The organism is Citrobacter sp. RHB25-C09, from assembly GCF_013836145.1.
Lineage (GTDB): Bacteria > Pseudomonadota > Gammaproteobacteria > Enterobacterales > Enterobacteriaceae > Citrobacter_A.
This window is the reverse complement of sequence record NZ_CP057483.1, coordinates 4,232,361-4,251,501: the sequence shown is the minus strand read 5'-3', so window position 1 is coordinate 4,251,501 and position 19,141 is coordinate 4,232,361. Positions and strand designations below refer to the sequence as shown.

The 19,141-nt window shown below is 53.0% G+C and carries 13 protein-coding genes, 2 tRNA genes and 3 rRNA genes; 13 read left to right on the top strand and 5 right to left on the bottom strand.

The window, feature by feature from the left end; genetic code table 11:
* Entirely contained in the window at window positions 1-792 is a 792-nt protein-coding gene (tatC, locus tag HVY19_RS20050) for a Sec-independent protein translocase subunit TatC (protein WP_181682319.1), read from the top strand.
* Window positions 793-833: 41 nt separating this feature from the next.
* On the top strand, window positions 834-1,625 hold the full coding sequence (tatD, locus tag HVY19_RS20045; protein ID WP_181682318.1) for a 3'-5' ssDNA/RNA exonuclease TatD: 792 nt from the start codon (window positions 834-836) through the stop codon (window positions 1,623-1,625).
* A gap of 30 nt (window positions 1,626-1,655) precedes the next feature.
* Here the strand turns inward: tatD and rfaH are convergent, their stop codons facing one another.
* Window positions 1,656-2,144, bottom strand: coding sequence for a transcription/translation regulatory transformer protein RfaH (gene rfaH, locus HVY19_RS20040; protein WP_181682317.1), 489 nt, complete (start codon window positions 2,142-2,144; stop codon window positions 1,656-1,658).
* 190 nt (window positions 2,145-2,334) lie between these two features.
* Here rfaH and ubiD point away from each other — a divergent pair, with 190 nt between their 5' ends.
* Both ubiD and fre read left to right on the top strand, forming a co-directional pair.
* Window positions 2,335-3,828, top strand: a complete 1,494-nt coding sequence (gene ubiD, locus HVY19_RS20035; protein WP_181682316.1) for a 4-hydroxy-3-polyprenylbenzoate decarboxylase — start codon at window positions 2,335-2,337, stop codon at window positions 3,826-3,828.
* A 38-nt stretch (window positions 3,829-3,866) separates the two neighbouring features.
* Window positions 3,867-4,568 (top strand): NAD(P)H-flavin reductase, encoded by a 702-nt coding sequence (fre, locus tag HVY19_RS20030; RefSeq protein WP_181682315.1) that lies wholly within the window; start codon window positions 3,867-3,869, stop codon window positions 4,566-4,568.
* A 128-nt stretch (window positions 4,569-4,696) separates the two neighbouring features.
* On the opposite strand, the gene fadA is transcribed toward fre, so the two are convergent.
* Both fadA and fadB read right to left on the bottom strand, forming a co-directional pair.
* Window positions 4,697-5,860, bottom strand: a complete 1,164-nt coding sequence (gene fadA / locus HVY19_RS20025; protein ID WP_181682314.1) for an acetyl-CoA C-acyltransferase FadA — start codon at window positions 5,858-5,860, stop codon at window positions 4,697-4,699.
* Window positions 5,861-5,869: 9 nt separating this feature from the next.
* Window positions 5,870-8,059: a fatty acid oxidation complex subunit alpha FadB gene (gene fadB / locus HVY19_RS20020; protein WP_181682313.1), complete on the bottom strand. Its 2,190-nt coding sequence runs from the start codon at window positions 8,057-8,059 to the stop codon at window positions 5,870-5,872.
* Between the two features lie 188 nt (window positions 8,060-8,247).
* Between fadB and pepQ the strand changes: the two genes are divergently transcribed.
* From pepQ to rrf, 9 genes are all read left to right on the top strand, one after another.
* A complete protein-coding gene (gene pepQ, locus HVY19_RS20015) occupies window positions 8,248-9,579 on the top strand; it encodes a Xaa-Pro dipeptidase (RefSeq protein WP_181682312.1) in 1,332 nt (443 codons plus the stop codon).
* Window positions 9,579-10,193, top strand: a complete 615-nt coding sequence (locus tag HVY19_RS20010) for an IMPACT family protein (RefSeq protein ID WP_181682311.1) — start codon at window positions 9,579-9,581, stop codon at window positions 10,191-10,193. The genes pepQ and HVY19_RS20010 overlap by 1 nt, the downstream gene beginning before the upstream one ends.
* Window positions 10,194-10,231: 38 nt before the next feature.
* Window positions 10,232-11,683: a Trk system potassium transporter TrkH gene (trkH, locus tag HVY19_RS20005; protein WP_181682310.1), complete on the top strand. Its 1,452-nt coding sequence runs from the start codon at window positions 10,232-10,234 to the stop codon at window positions 11,681-11,683.
* Between the two features lie 11 nt (window positions 11,684-11,694).
* Entirely contained in the window at window positions 11,695-12,240 is a 546-nt protein-coding gene (gene hemG / locus HVY19_RS20000) for a menaquinone-dependent protoporphyrinogen IX dehydrogenase (RefSeq protein WP_181682309.1), read from the top strand.
* A gap of 393 nt (window positions 12,241-12,633) precedes the next feature.
* Window positions 12,634-14,175, top strand: a 16S ribosomal RNA gene (locus tag HVY19_RS19995).
* A gap of 69 nt (window positions 14,176-14,244) precedes the next feature.
* Window positions 14,245-14,321, top strand: a tRNA-Ile gene (locus tag HVY19_RS19990).
* A gap of 108 nt (window positions 14,322-14,429) precedes the next feature.
* Window positions 14,430-14,505, top strand: a tRNA-Ala gene (locus HVY19_RS19985).
* Window positions 14,506-14,697: 192 nt separating this feature from the next.
* A 23S ribosomal RNA gene (locus tag HVY19_RS19980) occupies window positions 14,698-17,604 on the top strand.
* 198 nt (window positions 17,605-17,802) lie between these two features.
* Window positions 17,803-17,918, top strand: a 5S ribosomal RNA gene (rrf, locus tag HVY19_RS19975).
* The 16S, 23S and 5S rRNA genes sit together here with 2 tRNA genes alongside, the layout of an rRNA operon.
* 95 nt (window positions 17,919-18,013) lie before the next feature.
* Here the strand turns inward: rrf and mobB are convergent.
* Both mobB and mobA read right to left on the bottom strand, forming a co-directional pair.
* Entirely contained in the window at window positions 18,014-18,529 is a 516-nt protein-coding gene (gene mobB, locus HVY19_RS19970; protein ID WP_181684339.1) for a molybdopterin-guanine dinucleotide biosynthesis protein MobB, read from the bottom strand.
* Window positions 18,526-19,110, bottom strand: coding sequence for a molybdenum cofactor guanylyltransferase MobA (gene mobA, locus HVY19_RS19965; protein WP_181682308.1), 585 nt, complete (start codon window positions 19,108-19,110; stop codon window positions 18,526-18,528). The genes mobB and mobA overlap by 4 nt, the downstream gene beginning before the upstream one ends.
* Between the last annotated feature and the right edge of the window lie 31 nt (window positions 19,111-19,141).

Genomic DNA, 19,141 nt, shown 5'->3' with positions numbered 1-19,141 from the left:
ATGGCTGTAGAAGATACTCAACCGCTTATCACGCATCTGATCGAGCTGCGTAAACGTCTGCTTAACTGCATCATTGCGGTTATCGTGATCTTTCTGGCATTGGTCTATTTTGCCAATGACATCTATCACCTGGTTTCTGCGCCGCTCATCAAACAGCTGCCGCAGGGGGCTACGATGATTGCGACAGATGTCGCATCGCCGTTTTTTACCCCTATCAAGCTGACCTTTATGGTGTCGCTGATTCTGTCAGCGCCAGTGATCCTCTATCAGGTCTGGGCTTTTATCGCGCCGGCGCTGTATAAGCATGAACGCCGCCTGGTGGTGCCGCTGCTGGTTTCCAGTTCATTATTGTTTTATATCGGTATGGCGTTTGCCTACTTCGTCGTCTTCCCGCTGGCGTTTGGTTTTCTTGCCAATACCGCGCCGGAAGGTGTTCAGGTATCGACGGACATTGCCAGTTATCTGAGCTTCGTGATGGCGCTGTTTATGGCATTTGGTGTCTCGTTTGAGGTACCGGTCGCTATCGTGTTGATATGCTGGATGGGGATAACTACACCTGATGATTTGCGTAAAAAACGGCCTTATGTGCTGGTTGGCGCGTTTGTCGTCGGGATGTTGCTGACCCCGCCGGACGTTTTTTCGCAAACGCTTTTGGCTATTCCCATGTACTGCCTGTTTGAAATTGGTGTTTTCTTCTCTCGTTTTTATGTGGGTAAGCGACGGTCGAGGGATGAAGATAACGAGGCAGAAATGGCCGCCGAAGCTGAGAAAGCCGAAAAGACTGAAGAATAATTTCAACCGCCCGTCAGGGCGGTTGTCATATGGAGAGACGCATGTTTGATATCGGCGTGAATTTAACCAGTTCGCAGTTCGCCAAAGATCGCAACGAAGTGGTAGCGCGAGCATTTAAGGCTGGCGTGGCGGGAATGCTTCTCACGGGAACCAATCTCCATGAAAGCCAGCAGGCGCAGCGAATGGCGCAGCACTACCCTAACTGCTGGTCAACGGCAGGCGTTCATCCTCACGACAGCAGCCAGTGGCAGGCTGCAACAGAAGCGGCAATTGCGGAACTGGCGCGTTTGCCTGAAGTGGTGGCGATTGGCGAATGCGGCCTCGATTTTAACCGTAATTTTTCCACGCCGAACGAACAAGAACACGCCTTTACCGCACAACTACGACTCGCCGCTGAGTTAGAAATGCCGGTCTTTATGCATTGCCGTGATGCCCACTCACGCTTTCTGGCGCTGCTGGATCCGTGGCTGGATAAACTGCCTGGCGGGGTGCTGCACTGTTTCACCGGTACGCGTCAGGAAATGCAGGACTGTGTCGACAGGGGGTTACACATCGGGATCACCGGGTGGGTATGCGATGAACGTCGTGGGCTTGAACTGCGCGAACTACTGCCCTTTATCCCGGCGGAGAAATTGCTGATCGAGACAGACGCCCCCTATTTGTTACCTCGCGATCTGTCGCCTAAACCCGCCTCGCGGCGCAACGAACCGGCACATTTGCCGCACATTCTTGAACGCATAGCCTTCTGGCGTGGGGAAGATCCGCAGTGGCTTTCCACCACAACGGATGCGAATGTCAGAACGCTATTTGGAATTACTCTCCCGGCAGAGTAAGCCGTTATGCCGTCTTCCAGCACAACGGATTTAAAGCTTACGAAAACCGGTATTCTTCACGCTCTGCTTAACCTCTTTATTCAGCAGGTTGAGCAGCAACATAGATCGTGCTTCGCCGTCCGGTTCGGTGAAAATGGCCTGTAAGCCTTCAAATGCGCCTTCAGTGATAATGACGCTATCGCCAGGATAAGGCGTTTGCGGATCGACAATGCCTACCGGTGTGTGGACAGAAAGTTGATGAATCACGCTGGAAGGCACGGTAGCAGGGGATGCGCCAAAGCGAACGAAATGGCTGACGCCGCGCGTGGCATTGATCGTGGTGGTATGAATCACCTCGGGATCGAACTCCACGAACAGATAATTGGGAAACAATGGCTCGCTGACTGCGGTACGTTTTCCACGCACTATTTTTTCCAGGGTGATCATCGGCGTCAGGCAGTTTACTGCCTGTCTTTCGAGGTGTTCCTGGGCACGCTGAAGTTGCCCGCGTTTGCAGTACAGTAAATACCAGGATTGCATAATAGCTCTTATCCGCTTGTTCGGGGCGCAAGCATAGCAAAACTCATTATACACTTCATCCTTCAAGCCGCATCTGAGTTGGCTGCGCTTAATGTCTCTGCGTCGGCCGCCAGAGTTCACGCTAATTTAACAAAATTACAGCATCACGAAGATGAACACCGTATAATGAGATGCTTACGAAGAGGCCATAATGGACGCCATGAAATATCACGATCTACGCGACTTCCTGACGCTGCTTGAACAACAGGGCGAACTCAAACGCATTTCGCTACCGGTGGATCCATACCTGGAAATCACGGAAATTGCTGACCGCACGCTGCGTGCCGGTGGGCCTGCGCTGCTGTTTGAAAACCCTAAGGGTTATTCGATGCCCGTGTTGTGTAACCTGTTTGGTACGCCAAAGCGCGTTGCGATGGGTATGGGACAAGAAGATGTCTCTGCGCTGCGGGAAGTGGGTAAGCTGCTGGCATTTCTGAAAGAACCTGAGCCACCGAAAGGCTTTCGTGACCTGTTTGATAAGCTGCCGCAGTTTAAGCAAGTGCTGAATATGCCGACGAAGCGACTGCGCGGCGCACCCTGTCAGCAAAAAATTGTCTCAGGCGATGACGTGGATTTAAGCCGCATTCCCATTATGACCTGTTGGCCGGAAGATGCTGCACCGCTCATTACCTGGGGACTAACTGTGACGCGGGGTCCGCATAAAGAGCGGCAAAACTTAGGAATCTATCGCCAGCAGTTGATCGGCAAAAATAAACTGATTATGCGTTGGCTGTCCCATCGCGGCGGCGCGCTGGATTATCAGGATTGGTGCGCGGCCCATCCGGGTGAGCGTTTCCCGGTCTCTGTGGCGCTGGGTGCAGACCCGGCCACCATCCTGGGGGCAGTGACGCCCGTGCCGGATACGCTTTCTGAATATGCGTTTGCGGGCCTGCTGCGTGGCACCAAAACTGAAGTAGTCAAATGCCTGTCAAACGATCTGGAAGTGCCCGCCAGCGCGGAAATAGTGCTGGAAGGGTATATTGATCCGGGCGAGATGGTGCCGGAAGGCCCTTATGGCGATCACACCGGTTATTACAACGAAGTGGACAGCTTCCCGGTCTTTACCGTTACGCACATTACCCAGCGTGAAGACGCAATTTATCACTCTACCTATACCGGTCGTCCGCCGGATGAACCCGCAGTACTCGGTGTGGCGCTCAACGAAGTGTTCGTGCCCATTTTGCAAAAGCAGTTTCCGGAAATTGTTGATTTTTATCTGCCGCCTGAAGGTTGTTCTTATCGCCTTGCTGTCGTCACCATTAAAAAACAGTACGCCGGGCATGCTAAACGCGTCATGATGGGCGTCTGGTCATTTTTGCGCCAGTTTATGTACACTAAGTTTGTCATCGTTTGTGATGATGACGTCAACGCACGCGACTGGAACGATGTAATTTGGGCAATTACTACCCGTATGGATCCTGCTCGGGATACGGTGTTGGTTGAAAACACGCCAATTGATTATCTGGATTTTGCCTCGCCCGTTTCCGGACTGGGTTCAAAAATGGGGCTGGATGCCACGAACAAATGGCCGGGCGAAACCCAACGCGAGTGGGGACGACCTATTAAAAAAGATCCTGAAGTCACCGCGCGTATCGATGCGATTTGGGATGAACTGGCCATTTTTAATGACGGTAAAGGCGCCTGAGGCGCTCGTTTTGCCCTACAGACCCATAGAGGGAGCGCATGACAACCTTAAGCTGTAAAGTGACCTCGGTAGAAGCTATCACCGATACCGTATACCGTGTCCGTTTAGTCCCCGAAGCGGCATTTTCGTTTCGTGCTGGTCAATATTTAATGGTCGTGATGGACGAGCGGGATAAGCGCCCGTTTTCAATGGCATCCACGCCTGATGAAAAGGGGTTTATTGAACTCCACATTGGCGCGTCTGAAATTAACCTCTATGCCAAAGCGGTGATGGATCGCATCCTGAAAGACGATGAAGTTATTGTCGATATTCCTCACGGTGAAGCGTGGCTGCGTGACGATGAAGAGCGTCCTCTGATCCTGATTGCTGGCGGTACTGGCTTTTCCTACGTGCGTTCGATTCTGCTGACCGCGCTGGCTCGCAATCCGAACCGGGATGTCACTATCTATTGGGGGGGGCGTGAAGAGAAACACCTGTACGACCTGTCTGAACTTGAGGCGCTGTCGGTGAATCATCCAGGCCTGCGCATTGAGCCCGTGGTTGAACAGCCTGAAGCCGGCTGGCGTGGGCGTACCGGAACGGTATTAACGGCAGTGATGCAGGATTATGGATCGCTGGCAGAGCATGACATTTACATCGCCGGGCGTTTTGAAATGGCGAAAATTGCCCGCGACCTGTTCTGCAATGAACGTAGCGCGCGTGAAGATCGTCTTTTTGGCGATGCGTTCGCTTTTATTTAAAGAAAAAGCCCGCCCCTGACAGGCGGGAAGAACGGCAACTAAACTTTCTCTCTTCGCCATTGGCACCAATGGCTTTGAGATAACATTTCGTAGGCCGGGAAAGCGCAGCGCCCCCGGCATTATGATGATTAAACTCGCTCAAACACCGTCGCGATGCCCTGGCCCAACCCGATACACATGGTTGCCAGACCAAACTCCACGTCTTTGCGCTCCATTAAGTTCAGCAGTGTGGTACTGATACGTGCGCCCGAACAGCCCAGCGGGTGACCCAACGCGATCGCGCCACCGTTAAGGTTGATCTTCTCGTCGATCTGCTCCATCAGCCCCAGATCTTTAATGCACGGCAGGATCTGTGCAGCAAACGCTTCGTTCATCTCGAACAAACCGATGTCGCTGGCGGATAGGCCGGCCTTTTTCAATGCCAACTTCGAGGCCGGAACCGGACCGTAACCCATGATTGAGGGATCGCAGCCCACAACCGCCATGGAACGCACGCGGGCACGGATTTTCAGCCCCAGCTCACGCGCCCGGCTTTCGCTCATGACCAGCATGGCCGCTGCGCCATCCGAAAGTGCTGAAGAAGTACCGGCGGTGACCGTACCGTTGACCGGATCAAATGCCGGACGCAGTGCAGACAGCGCTTCAACGGTGGTTTCCGGACGGATAACTTCGTCAAAGTTATATTGCTTCAGCACGCCGTCGGCATCATGACCACCGGTCGGGATGATTTCATTTTTAAACGCCCCGGACTGCGTGGCGGCCCAGGCGCGGGCATGGGAACGTGCGGCAAAGGCATCCTGCATTTCACGACTAATACCGTGCATACGAGACAGCATCTCTGCCGTCAGGCCCATCATCCCAGCCGCTTTCGCTACGTTACGACTCATGCCAGGGTGGAAGTCCACGCCGTGACTCATTGGCACATGGCCCATGTGTTCTACGCCGCCGACCAGGCATGCCTGCGCGTCGCCGGTCATGATCATCCGCGCCGCATCATGTAATGCCTGCATCGATGAACCGCACAGGCGGTTAACCGTGACGGCCGGGACAGAGTGTGGAACCTCTGCCATCAGCGCGGCGTTACGGGCGATATTAAAACCCTGCTCCAGCGTCTGTTGGACACAACCCCAGTAGATATCGTCCAGCGCGGCTGGATCCAGCGCCGGGTTACGGGCCAGCAGGCTACGCATTAAGTGAGCGGAAAGATCTTCCGCACGCACGTTGCGAAATGCGCCCCCTTTCGAACGGCCCATTGGGGTACGGATCGCATCAACAATTACAACCTGTTCCATTGTGACTCCTTAAGCCGTTTTCAGGTCGCCAACCGGACGGGCAGGCTCAACCGGGGGATAATACGGTTCGTTATGACGCGCTTTATTGCGCAGACCTTCCGGCACTTCATACAGTGGGCCGAGGTGTTGATACTGCTGTGCCATGTCGAGATATTTTGCACTTCCGAGCGTATCCAGCCAGCGGAACGCACCGCCGTGGAACGGAGGGAAGCCCAGACCGTAAACCAGCGCCATATCGGCTTCTGCCGGGCTGGCGATAATGCCTTCTTCCAGGCAGCGTACTACTTCGTTGACCATCGGGATCATCATGCGGGCGATAATCTCTTCTTCGCTGAAGTCGCGTTTTGCGTGGCTGGTTTCAGCCAACAGGCCATCGACGGCAGCATCTTCTTCTTTCTTCGGTTTGCCTTTGCTGTCTTCTTTATAGCGCCAGAATCCGAGGCCGTTTTTCTGGCCAAAGCGGTTGGCATCAAACAGTGCATCGATCGCGTCGCGGTAATCTTTTTGCATACGCTGCGGGAAGCCTGCCGCCATCACCGCCTGGGCATGATGGGCGGTGTCGATGCCGACAACGTCCAGCAGATATGCTGGGCCCATCGGCCAGCCAAACTGTTTTTCCATCACTTTGTCGACCTTGCGGAAGTCCGCACCGTCGCGCAGCAACTGACTGAAACCGGCGAAGTAAGGGAACAGCACGCGGTTTACAAAGAATCCTGGGCAGTCGTTAACCACGATCGGCGTTTTGCCCATTTTGCTGGCCCAGGCCACCACTTTGGCGATGGTTTCATCGGAGCTTTTCTCGCCGCGAATGATCTCAACCAGCGGCATCCGGTGAACCGGGTTAAAGAAGTGCATGCCGCAGAAGTTTTCCGGGCGCTTCAGCACACTCGCCAGCTCGCTGATGGGAATGGTAGAGGTATTCGATGCCAGAACGGTGTCCGGACGGACTTTATCTTCAGTTTCCGCCAGCACCGCTTTTTTCACTTTCGGGTTCTCAACGACCGCTTCAACAACCACATCCACGCGGTCGAAACCGCTATAGTCCAGCGTCGGGTGGATTGTCGAGATCACACCGGAAAGCTTCAGACCGTCAATTTTGCCGCGCTCAAGCTGTTTATTCAGCAGCTTGGCGGCTTCAGTCATCCCCAGCGTTAAGGATTTATCATTGATATCCTTCATGATCACCGGTACGCCTTTCCAGGCCGACTGATAGGCAATGCCGCCACCCATAATGCCTGCACCCAGCACCGCCGCCTGTTTTGGCGTTTCAACGTTTTTGGTCAGCTGTTTGGCTTTGCCTTTCACGTATTGATCGTTAAGGAAGATACCGACCAGCGCGCGAGCCTCATTGGTATGCGCCAGCGGGACGAAGCTTTTATTTTCCAGGTTTAACGCTTCTTCACGACCAAAACGCGCGGCCGCTTCGATGGTTTTCACGGCGGTAATCGGCGCCGGATAATGCTTACCCGCGGTTTGTGCCACCATGCCTTTGGCGATGGTGAAACTCATGGCGGCCTCGATTTTGCTTAAGCGCAGCGGTTCCAGCTTCGGCTGACGCTTCGCTTTCCAGTCGAGATCGCCGTTAATCGCCTGCCGCAAGATTGCCTTAGCGCCGTCAATCAGCTTCTCGGCCTTTACCACGCCATCGACCAGGCCGATTTTCAGCGCCTGTTCGGCGCTCACGTCTTTACCGGCGGCAATGATCTCCAGCGCACTGTCTGCACCGAGCATTCGTGGCATACGAACTGAACCGCCAAAGCCCGGCATAATGCCCAGCTTTGTTTCCGGCAGGCCGATACGCAGGTCCGGCGTCGCCAGACGGTAGTCGGTGGCGAGTACGCATTCGCAGCCGCCGCCCAACGCGTAGCCGTTGACGGCAGAAATGGTTGGTACCGGCAGATCTTCCAGACGGTTAAAGACGCTATTGGCAAAATGCAGCCACTGACTTAACTGTTCTTCGGGAACGAGAAACAGTGAGAGGAATTCGGTGATATCCGCACCGACAATAAAGGCCGCTTTATTCGAACGCAGCAGCAGCCCTTTTAAATCTTTCTGTTTTTCCAGTACGTCTAGCGCCTGGCCTAGGCTGGCGACGGTCGCAGTGTCGAGTTTATTGACCGAACCTGGCGCATCGAACACCAGTTCGGCGATGCCATCTTCCAGCCAGTCAAGGTACAGGGTGTCGCCTTTGTAAAGCATGTCAGTCTCCTGAATCCGCAAGGTGATCTGGTCATACCAGATGAGGCAAAGTGTGTATATTGTGTTAATAAAATGCAAATGAATGATTAAAGAAATGCCGATGCGATCACGCTCGGCAGAAATCACGCTTCCTGAAACGATGTGCTAAGATGCGGGGACTTAAGGTCAATAAATCAGAAGGATAGAAAATGGAATCGCTGGCCTCACTCTATAAAAATCATATTGTTACCCTGCAAGAGCGAACCCGTGACGCCCTGGCGCGTTTTAAACTGGACGCGCTGCTTATTCACTCCGGTGAGCTGATTAATGTCTTTCTTGACGATCATCCTTATCCATTCAAGGTTAATCCCCAGTTTAAGGCCTGGGTGCCTGTGACACAGGTACCAAATTGCTGGCTGCTGGTGGATGGGGTTAACAAACCGAAATTATGGTTCTATTTGCCTGTCGATTACTGGCATAACGTTGAGCCGCTGCCGACTTCTTTCTGGACAGAAGAAGTGGATGTGATTGCCCTGCCGAAAGCGGATGGAATTGGTAGCCAACTGCCTGCCGCACGCGGCAACATTGGCTATATTGGTCCGGTTCCGGAGCGTGCGCTACAACTGGATATCGCTGCCAGCAATATCAATCCGAAAGGGGTGATCGACTACCTGCATTATTATCGTTCGTACAAAACAGATTACGAGCTGGCGTGTATGCGCGAAGCGCAGAAAATGGCGGTGAGTGGCCATCGTGCGGCGGAAGAAGCATTCCGTTCTGAGATGAGCGAGTTTGATATCAACCTGGCCTACCTGACGGCGACCGGTCATCGTGATACCGATGTGCCTTACAGCAACATCGTTGCGCTCAATGAGCATGCTTCTGTACTTCACTATACAAAGCTTGATCATCAGGCACCGTCTGAAATCCGCAGCTTCCTGCTGGATGCGGGCGCTGAGTACAACGGCTACGCGGCAGACTTGACCCGGACCTGGTCAGCAAAAAGCGACAACGACTACGCACAGCTGGTGAAAGATGTTAATGACGAACAGCTGGCGCTGATCGCGACGATGAAAGCGGGGATGAGCTATGTGGATTATCACGTTCAATTCCATCAGCGTATTGCAAAGCTACTGCGTAAACACGAAATCGTCACCGACATGAGCGAAGAGGCGATGGTCGAAAACGATCTCACCGGACCGTTTATGCCGCACGGTATTGGGCATCCGCTGGGACTACAGGTGCATGATGTTGCTGGCTTTATGCAGGATGACAGCGGCACCCATCTTGCTGCGCCGGCAAAATATCCATACCTGCGTTGCACTCGCGTGCTGGAACCGGGAATGGTTCTGACTATCGAGCCCGGCATTTACTTCATCGAATCACTGTTAGCGCCATGGCGTGAAGGGCAGTTCAGTAAACACTTCAACTGGCAAAAAATTGAAGCCCTGAAGCCGTTCGGCGGCATTCGCATTGAAGATAATGTGGTCGTTCACGGCAATCATATTGAAAACATGACGCGGGATTTGAAACTGGCGTAATGGAAAGTTGGTTAATCCCTGCGTCTCCCGTCACCGCCGTTGAGGAGATCAAAAAAAGCCGCTTCATTACCTGTCTTGCCCATACAGACGGTGTAGAGGCGGCGAAAGCGTTTGTGGAATCAGTGAAAGCGGCGCACCCGGATGCCCGCCACCATTGTGTGGCGTGGGTGGCGGGCGCGCCGGATGATTCGCAACAGTTAGGATTTTCCGACGATGGCGAACCTGCGGGGACGGCGGGTAAGCCTATGCTCGCCCAACTGATGGGGAGCGGTATTGGAGAGATCACCGCCGTCGTGGTGCGTTACTATGGCGGCATTCTTCTTGGTACGGGTGGGCTGGTGAAAGCCTATGGCGGTGGCGTCAGTCAGGCGTTACGCCAGTTAACGACACAGCGCAAGACGCCATTAACCGAATATACTTTGCAGTGTGAGTACGGCCAGTTGGCTGGCGTTGAGGCTCTGCTGGGACAACATGACGGTAAAATCGTCGCCAGTGATTATCAGGCGTTCGTTCTACTGCGGGTAGCGCTTCCTTATGCAAAAGTGGATGAATTTACCGCTAAGCTGGCAGATTTTAGCCGTGGTTCATTGCAATTGTTAGCCGTTGAAGAATAATCCCCATCTCATTTTAAAGAACAAAGGAAGCGGCAGAGATGCATTTTCGCGCCATTACCCGAATCGTTGGACTGCTGGTCATCTTATTTTCGGGAACAATGATCCTCCCTGGGTTAGTAGCGCTACTCTACCGTGATGGGGCGGGGCGTGCATTCACACAAACCTTTTTTGTCGCGCTAGCAATCGGTTCTATGCTGTGGTGGCCGAACCGTCGCGAGAAGGGCGAGCTGAAATCCCGTGAAGGGTTTTTGATTGTGGTGCTGTTCTGGACCGTGCTGGGTAGCGTGGGTGCGCTACCGTTTATTTTCTCCGAAAGCCCGAACCTGACGATTACCGATGCGTTCTTTGAGTCGTTCTCCGGCTTGACCACCACTGGTGCAACCACGCTGGTGGGACTGGACTCCTTACCACACGCTATTCTCTTTTATCGTCAAATGCTGCAATGGTTTGGCGGTATGGGGATCATTGTGCTGGCGGTAGCAATTCTGCCAATTCTTGGGGTCGGTGGGATGCAGCTCTATCGCGCTGAAATGCCCGGGCCACTGAAAGATAACAAGATGCGCCCGCGAATTGCGGAGACAGCGAAAACACTGTGGCTGATCTACGTTCTGCTGACGGTTGCCTGTGCGCTCGCGCTGTGGTTCGCCGGGATGCCTGCGTTTGACGCTATTGGACACAGCTTTGCCACTATCGCAATTGGCGGCTTCTCGACCCACGATGCCAGCGTCGGCTTTTTCGACAGCCCGACGATTAACACGATTATCGCTATCTTCCTTTTAATCTCCGGTTGTAACTACGGCCTGCACTTCTCTTTATTGAGTGGGCGTAGTCTGAAGGTCTACTGGCGTGACCCGGAGTTCCGCATGTTCATTGGCGTTCAGTTAACGCTGGTGGTCATTTGTACCCTCGTGCTGTGGTTCCATGATATTTACAACTCCGCGCTCACGACGCTCAATCAGGCCTTTTTCCAGGTGGTGTCGATGGCAACCACTGCCGGGTTTACAACGGACAGTATTGCGCGCTGGCCGCTGTTCCTGCCGGTGCTGCTACTCTGCTCTGCGTTTATCGGCGGCTGTGCCGGCTCAACGGGCGGGGGGCTGAAGGTTATTCGTATCCTTTTACTGTTCAAACAGGGCAATCGTGAATTAAAGCGTCTGGTGCACCCGAATGCGGTTTACAGCATCAAACTGGGGAATCGGGCACTACCGGAACGCATCCTCGAAGCAGTTTGGGGTTTTTTCTCGGCGTATGCTCTGGTATTTATTGTCAGTATGCTTGCTATTATCGCGACCGGTGTGGATGACTTTTCCGCATTTGCTTCCGTCGTGGCGACGCTAAACAACCTTGGGCCCGGACTGGGTGTTGTAGCCGACAACTTCGCCAGCATGAATCCCGTGGCGAAATGGATCCTGATTGCCAATATGTTATTCGGTCGTCTGGAAGTCTTCACTCTGTTGGTACTTTTTACCCCGACATTCTGGCGTGAATAATGGAGTAACACGTGAAAACACTGATTCTTTTCTCAACCCGGGATGGACAAACCCACGAAATAGCCTCGTATCTGGCTTCTGAGCTCAAAGAGCTTGGGGTTTTGGCGGATGTGATGGATTTGCATCACACCGAGGAACCGGACTGGGAACGCTACGACCGGGTGGTGATCGGCGCGTCAATTCGCTACGGTCACTACCATTCGGCTTTCCAGGCGTTTGTGAAAAAGCATGCTACTCGCCTGAACGGTATGCCGAGTGCATTTTTCTCGGTCAACCTGGTTGCGCGGAAACCAGAAAAGCGGACGCCGCAGACCAACAGCTACGCGCGCAAGTTTTTAATGCATTCACAATGGCGGCCTGACCGTTGTGCAGTCATTGCCGGTGCGCTGCGTTATCCTCGCTATCGCTGGTATGACCGCATCATGATAAAACTCATTATGAAGATGTCGGGTGGCGAAACGGATACGAATAAAGAAGTGATTTATACCGACTGGGAGCAGGTCGCGAGTTTTGCCCGTGATATTGCTCAACTAACCAGCAAATCGACGGTAAAATAGGCGTAAAGAATAAAAATTGCGCGGTTGATAAATAATTTTAAATTTCCCCTTGTCAGCCCGAAATAACTCCCTATAATGCGCCTCCACTGACACGGAACAACGGCACGCAAGCCGCCGGGTCAGCAGGGTTCTCCGGTGAAAACCAGTGATGAACGCCGACAGAGAAAAGCGAAAATAAATGCTTGACTCTGAATGAGGAAAACGTAATATACGGGACCTCGCGACAGAGCGCTGAAGCGCGTCGCAACTGCTCTTTAACAATTTATCAGACAATCTGTGTGGGCACTCAAAGTGACATGGATTCTTAATGTCCTCGGACACTAAATGAATACCAAGTCTCAAAGAGTGAACACGTAATTCATTACGAAGTTTAATTCTACGAGCATCAAACTTAAATTGAAGAGTTTGATCATGGCTCAGATTGAACGCTGGCGGCAGGCCTAACACATGCAAGTCGAACGGTAACAGGAAGCAGCTTGCTGCTTTGCTGACGAGTGGCGGACGGGTGAGTAATGTCTGGGAAACTGCCCGATGGAGGGGGATAACTACTGGAAACGGTAGCTAATACCGCATAACGTCGCAAGACCAAAGAGGGGGACCTTCGGGCCTCTTGCCATCGGATGTGCCCAGATGGGATTAGCTTGTTGGTGAGGTAACGGCTCACCAAGGCGACGATCCCTAGCTGGTCTGAGAGGATGACCAGCCACACTGGAACTGAGACACGGTCCAGACTCCTACGGGAGGCAGCAGTGGGGAATATTGCACAATGGGCGCAAGCCTGATGCAGCCATGCCGCGTGTATGAAGAAGGCCTTCGGGTTGTAAAGTACTTTCAGCGGGGAGGAAGGTGTTGAGGTTAATAACCTCAGCAATTGACGTTACCCGCAGAAGAAGCACCGGCTAACTCCGTGCCAGCAGCCGCGGTAATACGGAGGGTGCAAGCGTTAATCGGAATTACTGGGCGTAAAGCGCACGCAGGCGGTCTGTCAAGTCGGATGTGAAATCCCCGGGCTCAACCTGGGAACTGCATTCGAAACTGGCAGGCTAGAGTCTTGTAGAGGGGGGTAGAATTCCAGGTGTAGCGGTGAAATGCGTAGAGATCTGGAGGAATACCGGTGGCGAAGGCGGCCCCCTGGACAAAGACTGACGCTCAGGTGCGAAAGCGTGGGGAGCAAACAGGATTAGATACCCTGGTAGTCCACGCCGTAAACGATGTCGACTTGGAGGTTGTGCCCTTGAGGCGTGGCTTCCGGAGCTAACGCGTTAAGTCGACCGCCTGGGGAGTACGGCCGCAAGGTTAAAACTCAAATGAATTGACGGGGGCCCGCACAAGCGGTGGAGCATGTGGTTTAATTCGATGCAACGCGAAGAACCTTACCTGGTCTTGACATCCACAGAAGAATCCAGAGATGGATTTGTGCCTTCGGGAACTGTGAGACAGGTGCTGCATGGCTGTCGTCAGCTCGTGTTGTGAAATGTTGGGTTAAGTCCCGCAACGAGCGCAACCCTTATCCTTTGTTGCCAGCGGTCCGGCCGGGAACTCAAAGGAGACTGCCAGTGATAAACTGGAGGAAGGTGGGGATGACGTCAAGTCATCATGGCCCTTACGACCAGGGCTACACACGTGCTACAATGGCATATACAAAGAGAAGCGACCTCGCGAGAGCAAGCGGACCTCATAAAGTATGTCGTAGTCCGGATTGGAGTCTGCAACTCGACTCCATGAAGTCGGAATCGCTAGTAATCGTGGATCAGAATGCCACGGTGAATACGTTCCCGGGCCTTGTACACACCGCCCGTCACACCATGGGAGTGGGTTGCAAAAGAAGTAGGTAGCTTAACCTTCGGGAGGGCGCTTACCACTTTGTGATTCATGACTGGGGTGAAGTCGTAACAAGGTAACCGTAGGGGAACCTGCGGTTGGATCACCTCCTTACCTTAAAGAACCTGCCTTTGTAGTGTCCACACAGATTGTCTGATGAAAAACGAGCAGTAAAACCTCTACAGGCTTGTAGCTCAGGTGGTTAGAGCGCACCCCTGATAAGGGTGAGGTCGGTGGTTCAAGTCCACTCAGGCCTACCAAATTCGCTCCCGTGCTTTGTTGTGGCAAAGCTCGCATACCTAAGTATGCTTCGCTTCACCACGCCGCGCCCGGAAACGAATTGGGGATGAGGTTTAACTACACTGTATGGGGCTATAGCTCAGCTGGGAGAGCGCCTGCTTTGCACGCAGGAGGTCTGCGGTTCGATCCCGCATAGCTCCACCATACTGTAGAACATTTACTTAAGAAAACTTCAGAGTGTACCTGAAAGGGTTCACTGCGAAGTTTTGCTCTTTAAAAATCTGGATCAAGCTGAAAAATTGAAACGACACACAGTTAATGTGTGTTCGAGTCTCTCAAATTTTCGCAATCATGAAGATAACCTGTAAAAGGTGACAAGACATCTTCGGGTTGTGAGGTTAAGCGACTAAGCGTACACGGTGGATGCCCTGGCAGTCAGAGGCGATGAAGGACGTGCTAATCTGCGAAAAGCGTCGGTAAGGTGATATGAACCGTTATAGCCGGCGATGTCCGAATGGGGAAACCCAGTGCAATTCGTTGCACTATCGTTAACTGAATACATAGGTTAACGAGGCGAACCGGGGGAACTGAAACATCTAAGTACCCCGAGGAAAAGAAATCAACCGAGATTCCCCCAGTAGCGGCGAGCGAACGGGGAGCAGCCCAGAGCCTGAATCAGCATATGTGGTAGTGGAACGGTCTGGAAAGGCCGGCGATACAGGGTGACAGCCCCGTACACAAAATCACACATGTTGTGAGCTCGATGAGTAGGGCGGGACACGTGGTATCCTGTCTGAATATGGGGGGACCATCCTCCAAGGCTAAATACTCCTGACTGACCGATAGTGAACCAGTACCGTGAGGGAAAGGCGAAAAGAACCCCGGCGAGGGGAGTGAAAAAGAACCTGAAACCGTGTACGTACAAGCAGTGGGAGCCTCTTTTATGGGGTGACTGCGTACCTTTTGTATAATGGGTCAGCGACTTATATTCTGTAGCAAGGTTAACCGAATAGGGGAGCCGAAGGGAAACCGAGTCTTAACTGGGCGTTAAGTTGCAGGGTATAGACCCGAAACCCGGTGATCTAGCCATGGGCAGGTTGAAGGTTGGGTAACACTAACTGGAGGACCGAACCGACTAATGTTGAAAAATTAGCGGATGACTTGTGGCTGGGGGTGAAAGGCCAATCAAACCGGGAGATAGCTGGTTCTCCCCGAAAGCTATTTAGGTAGCGCCTCGTGAATTCATCTTCGGGGGTAGAGCACTGTTTCGGCTAGGGGGTCATCCCGACTTACCAACCCGATGCAAACTACGAATACCGAAGAATGTTATCACGGGAGACACACGGCGGGTGCTAACGTCCGTCGTGAAGAGGGAAACAACCCAGACCGCCAGCTAAGGTCCCAAAGTCATGGTTAAGTGGGAAACGATGTGGGAAGGCTCAGACAGCCAGGATGTTGGCTTAGAAGCAGCCATCATTTAAAGAAAGCGTAATAGCTCACTGGTCGAGTCGGCCTGCGCGGAAGATGTAACGGGGCTAAACCATGCACCGAAGCTGCGGCAGCGACACTATGTGTTGTTGGGTAGGGGAGCGTTCTGTAAGCCTGTGAAGGTGTACTGTGAGGTATGCTGGAGGTATCAGAAGTGCGAATGCTGACATAAGTAACGATAAAGCGGGTGAAAAGCCCGCTCGCCGGAAGACCAAGGGTTCCTGTCCAACGTTAATCGGGGCAGGGTGAGTCGACCCCTAAGGCGAGGCCGAAAGGCGTAGTCGATGGGAAACAGGTTAATATTCCTGTACCTGGTGTTACTGCGAAGGGGGGACGGAGAAGGCTATGTTGGCCGGGCGACGGTTGTCCCGGTTTAAGCGTGTAGGTGTGTGTACCAGGTAAATCCGGTTCACTTTAACACTGAGGCGTGATGACGAGGCACTACGGTGCTGAAGTGACAAATGCCCTGCTTCCAGGAAAAGCCTCTAAGCATCAGGTAACATCAGATCGTACCCCAAACCGACACAGGTGGTCAGGTAGAGAATACCAAGGCGCTTGAGAGAACTCGGGTGAAGGAACTAGGCAAAATGGTGCCGTAACTTCGGGAGAAGGCACGCTGATATGTAGGTGAAGCGACGTGCTCGTGGAGCTGAAATCAGTCGAAGATACCAGCTGGCTGCAACTGTTTATTAAAAACACAGCACTGTGCAAACACGAAAGTGGACGTATACGGTGTGACGCCTGCCCGGTGCCGGAAGGTTAATTGATGGGGTTATCCGTAAGGAGAAGCTCTTGATCGAAGCCCCGGTAAACGGCGGCCGTAACTATAACGGTCCTAAGGTAGCGAAATTCCTTGTCGGGTAAGTTCCGACCTGCACGAATGGCGTAATGATGGCCAGGCTGTCTCCACCCGAGACTCAGTGAAATTGAACTCGCTGTGAAGATGCAGTGTACCCGCGGCAAGACGGAAAGACCCCGTGAACCTTTACTATAGCTTGACACTGAACACTGGTCCTTGATGTGTAGGATAGGTGGGAGGCTTTGAAGCGTGGACGCCAGTCTGCGTGGAGCCGCCCTTGAAATACCACCCTTTAATGGCTGGTGTTCTAACGTAGGCCCGTGATCCGGGTTGCGGACAGTGTCTGGTGGGTAGTTTGACTGGGGCGGTCTCCTCCTAAAGAGTAACGGAGGAGCACGAAGGTTAGCTAATCCTGGTCGGACATCAGGAGGTTAGTGCAAAGGCATAAGCTAGCTTGACTGCGAGCGTGACGGCGCGAGCAGGTGCGAAAGCAGGTCTTAGTGATCCGGTGGTTCTGAATGGAAGGGCCATCGCTCAACGGATAAAAGGTACTCCGGGGATAACAGGCTGATACCGCCCAAGAGTTCATATCGACGGCGGTGTTTGGCACCTCGATGTCGGCTCATCACATCCTGGGGCTGAAGTAGGTCCCAAGGGTATGGCTGTTCGCCATTTAAAGTGGTACGCGAGCTGGGTTTAGAACGTCGTGAGACAGTTCGGTCCCTATCTGCCGTGGGCGCTGGAGAATTGAGGGGGGCTGCTCCTAGTACGAGAGGACCGGAGTGGACGCATCACTGGTGTTCGGGTTGTCATGCCAATGGCACTGCCCGGTAGCTAAATGCGGAAGAGATAAGTGCTGAAAGCATCTAAGCACGAAACTTGCCCCGAGATGAGTTCTCCCTGAGACTATAAGTCTCCTGAAGGAACGTTGAAGACGACGACGTTGATAGGCCGGGTGTGTAAGCGCAGCGATGCGTTGAGCTAACCGGTACTAATGAACCGTGAGGCTTAACCTTACAACGCCGAAGATGTTTTGGCGGAATTGAGAGAATTTTCAGCTTTGATTACAGATTGTAGTGCGCAATAGTTTGCGCAGCGGCAAGGCGGCAAGTGAAGCGACGGAAGGAGCATACATAAGTATGTGACTGAGGTTCGCGAATGCGGCCAACGCAGCTGATGCGATAAAATATTGCGTACTGAGCACAAAGAATTTGCCTGGCGGCTTTAGCGCGGTGGTCCCACCTGACCCCATGCCGAACTCAGAAGTGAAACGCCGTAGCGCCGATGGTAGTGTGGGGTCTCCCCATGTGAGAGTAGGGAACTGCCAGGCATCAAATAAGTGAAGAGCCCATCCTGACGGATGGGCTTTTTGCGTTTTTTCCCCGCAGAGCAGAGTTGCCGGATGGCGGCTCCGCCTTATCCGGCCTACAGGGAATGTGCTTTCTCTAACCATCGCAAAATGAAGGCAGAAATCTGCGATACATCATTAAGATCCAAAACGGGTACCGCTACGGCAAGTGGAATATCACTGGCAACCGCAATAACATGCTCATCAAGAATTAATTCTTCCTCGCTGTGTCCACATCCCTGACGAAAAAGTAAGATCTTCGCAACTGCTTCGTGTTTAAACCCTTCAACAAGCACTATATCTAGCTTTGCAGCATCCATCCTGCTGACCAGATACGCTAAATTCAACTCGGGCTCTTCCGGAGTTTCCGTCATTAATGCCCAGCGTTGCTGACTGGCGACCAATGTTTGTGCAGCCCCGGCCTTACGTAATTCGTAGCTATCTTTTCCCGGTTTATCTACATCCATATCATGATGAGTATGCTTGATAAGCCCCGGACGAACACCACTGGCACACAGATCCGGAATCAACTGCTTGAGCAACGTTGTTTTTCCCGTTCCGCTCCATGCTGCAATAGCCAGTAAAGGGATCAGCGTGTCTGCTGCCATTTATCGAGTTCCTCAAGAGTATTCACATTCACAAACGCTTCTTTGCAATCGCTGAAATCAACCGCATGCCCCCCGGCGAGAGTCATAAAAACCATTACCCGACGCTCGCCGGACTGCAAATAATCCTGCAACAGCGGCTGAACCGACCGGTTAACCAACGCAATTGTCGGGTGGTCTCGCTCTCCGTCGTGCACCCATACCACATGCGCCTGTTGACGCTCGGCGGCTAATCGTGCGGCAAGCGTCGGGGGAATGTAAGGCGTATCGCAGGGGCAAAACAAAAACCAGTCGCCTTCTTCCTGTTGAAAAACGGAAAGCATACCCGCAAGCGGGCCGGGAAAATCTTCCATAAGATCCGGGATCACTTTCAGCCCACCCGCCCGATACATTTCCTGGTGGCGATTCGCATTCACAATGACGTTATCGAGCTGCGACAAAAGCGTGTCAGCGACATGTTTCCACAGCGGTTTCCCATTTAACTCAAGCAGTCCCTTATCAATGCCGCCCATTCGCCTGGCCTTACCGCCAGCCAGCACAACCCCTGTAATTGCACTATCCTGATTCACTGATATCGCCTCTTTTATTGTGGGATTGACC

Bases quoted from the DNA above. Each gene is read 5' to 3' on its own strand.
- tatC (WP_181682319.1), top strand. From the start codon at position 1: ATGGCTGTAGAAGATACTCAACCGCTTATCACGCATCTGATCGAGCTG.
- tatD (WP_181682318.1), top strand. From the start codon at position 834: ATGTTTGATATCGGCGTGAATTTAACCAGTTCGCAGTTCGCCAAAGAT.
- rfaH (WP_181682317.1), bottom strand. From the start codon at position 2,144: ATGCAATCCTGGTATTTACTGTACTGCAAACGCGGGCAACTTCAGCGT.
- ubiD (WP_181682316.1), top strand. From the start codon at position 2,335: ATGGACGCCATGAAATATCACGATCTACGCGACTTCCTGACGCTGCTT.
- fre (WP_181682315.1), top strand. From the start codon at position 3,867: ATGACAACCTTAAGCTGTAAAGTGACCTCGGTAGAAGCTATCACCGAT.
- fadA (WP_181682314.1), bottom strand. From the start codon at position 5,860: ATGGAACAGGTTGTAATTGTTGATGCGATCCGTACCCCAATGGGCCGT.
- fadB (WP_181682313.1), bottom strand. From the start codon at position 8,059: ATGCTTTACAAAGGCGACACCCTGTACCTTGACTGGCTGGAAGATGGC.
- pepQ (WP_181682312.1), top strand. From the start codon at position 8,248: ATGGAATCGCTGGCCTCACTCTATAAAAATCATATTGTTACCCTGCAA.
- HVY19_RS20010 (WP_181682311.1), top strand. From the start codon at position 9,579: ATGGAAAGTTGGTTAATCCCTGCGTCTCCCGTCACCGCCGTTGAGGAG.
- trkH (WP_181682310.1), top strand. From the start codon at position 10,232: ATGCATTTTCGCGCCATTACCCGAATCGTTGGACTGCTGGTCATCTTA.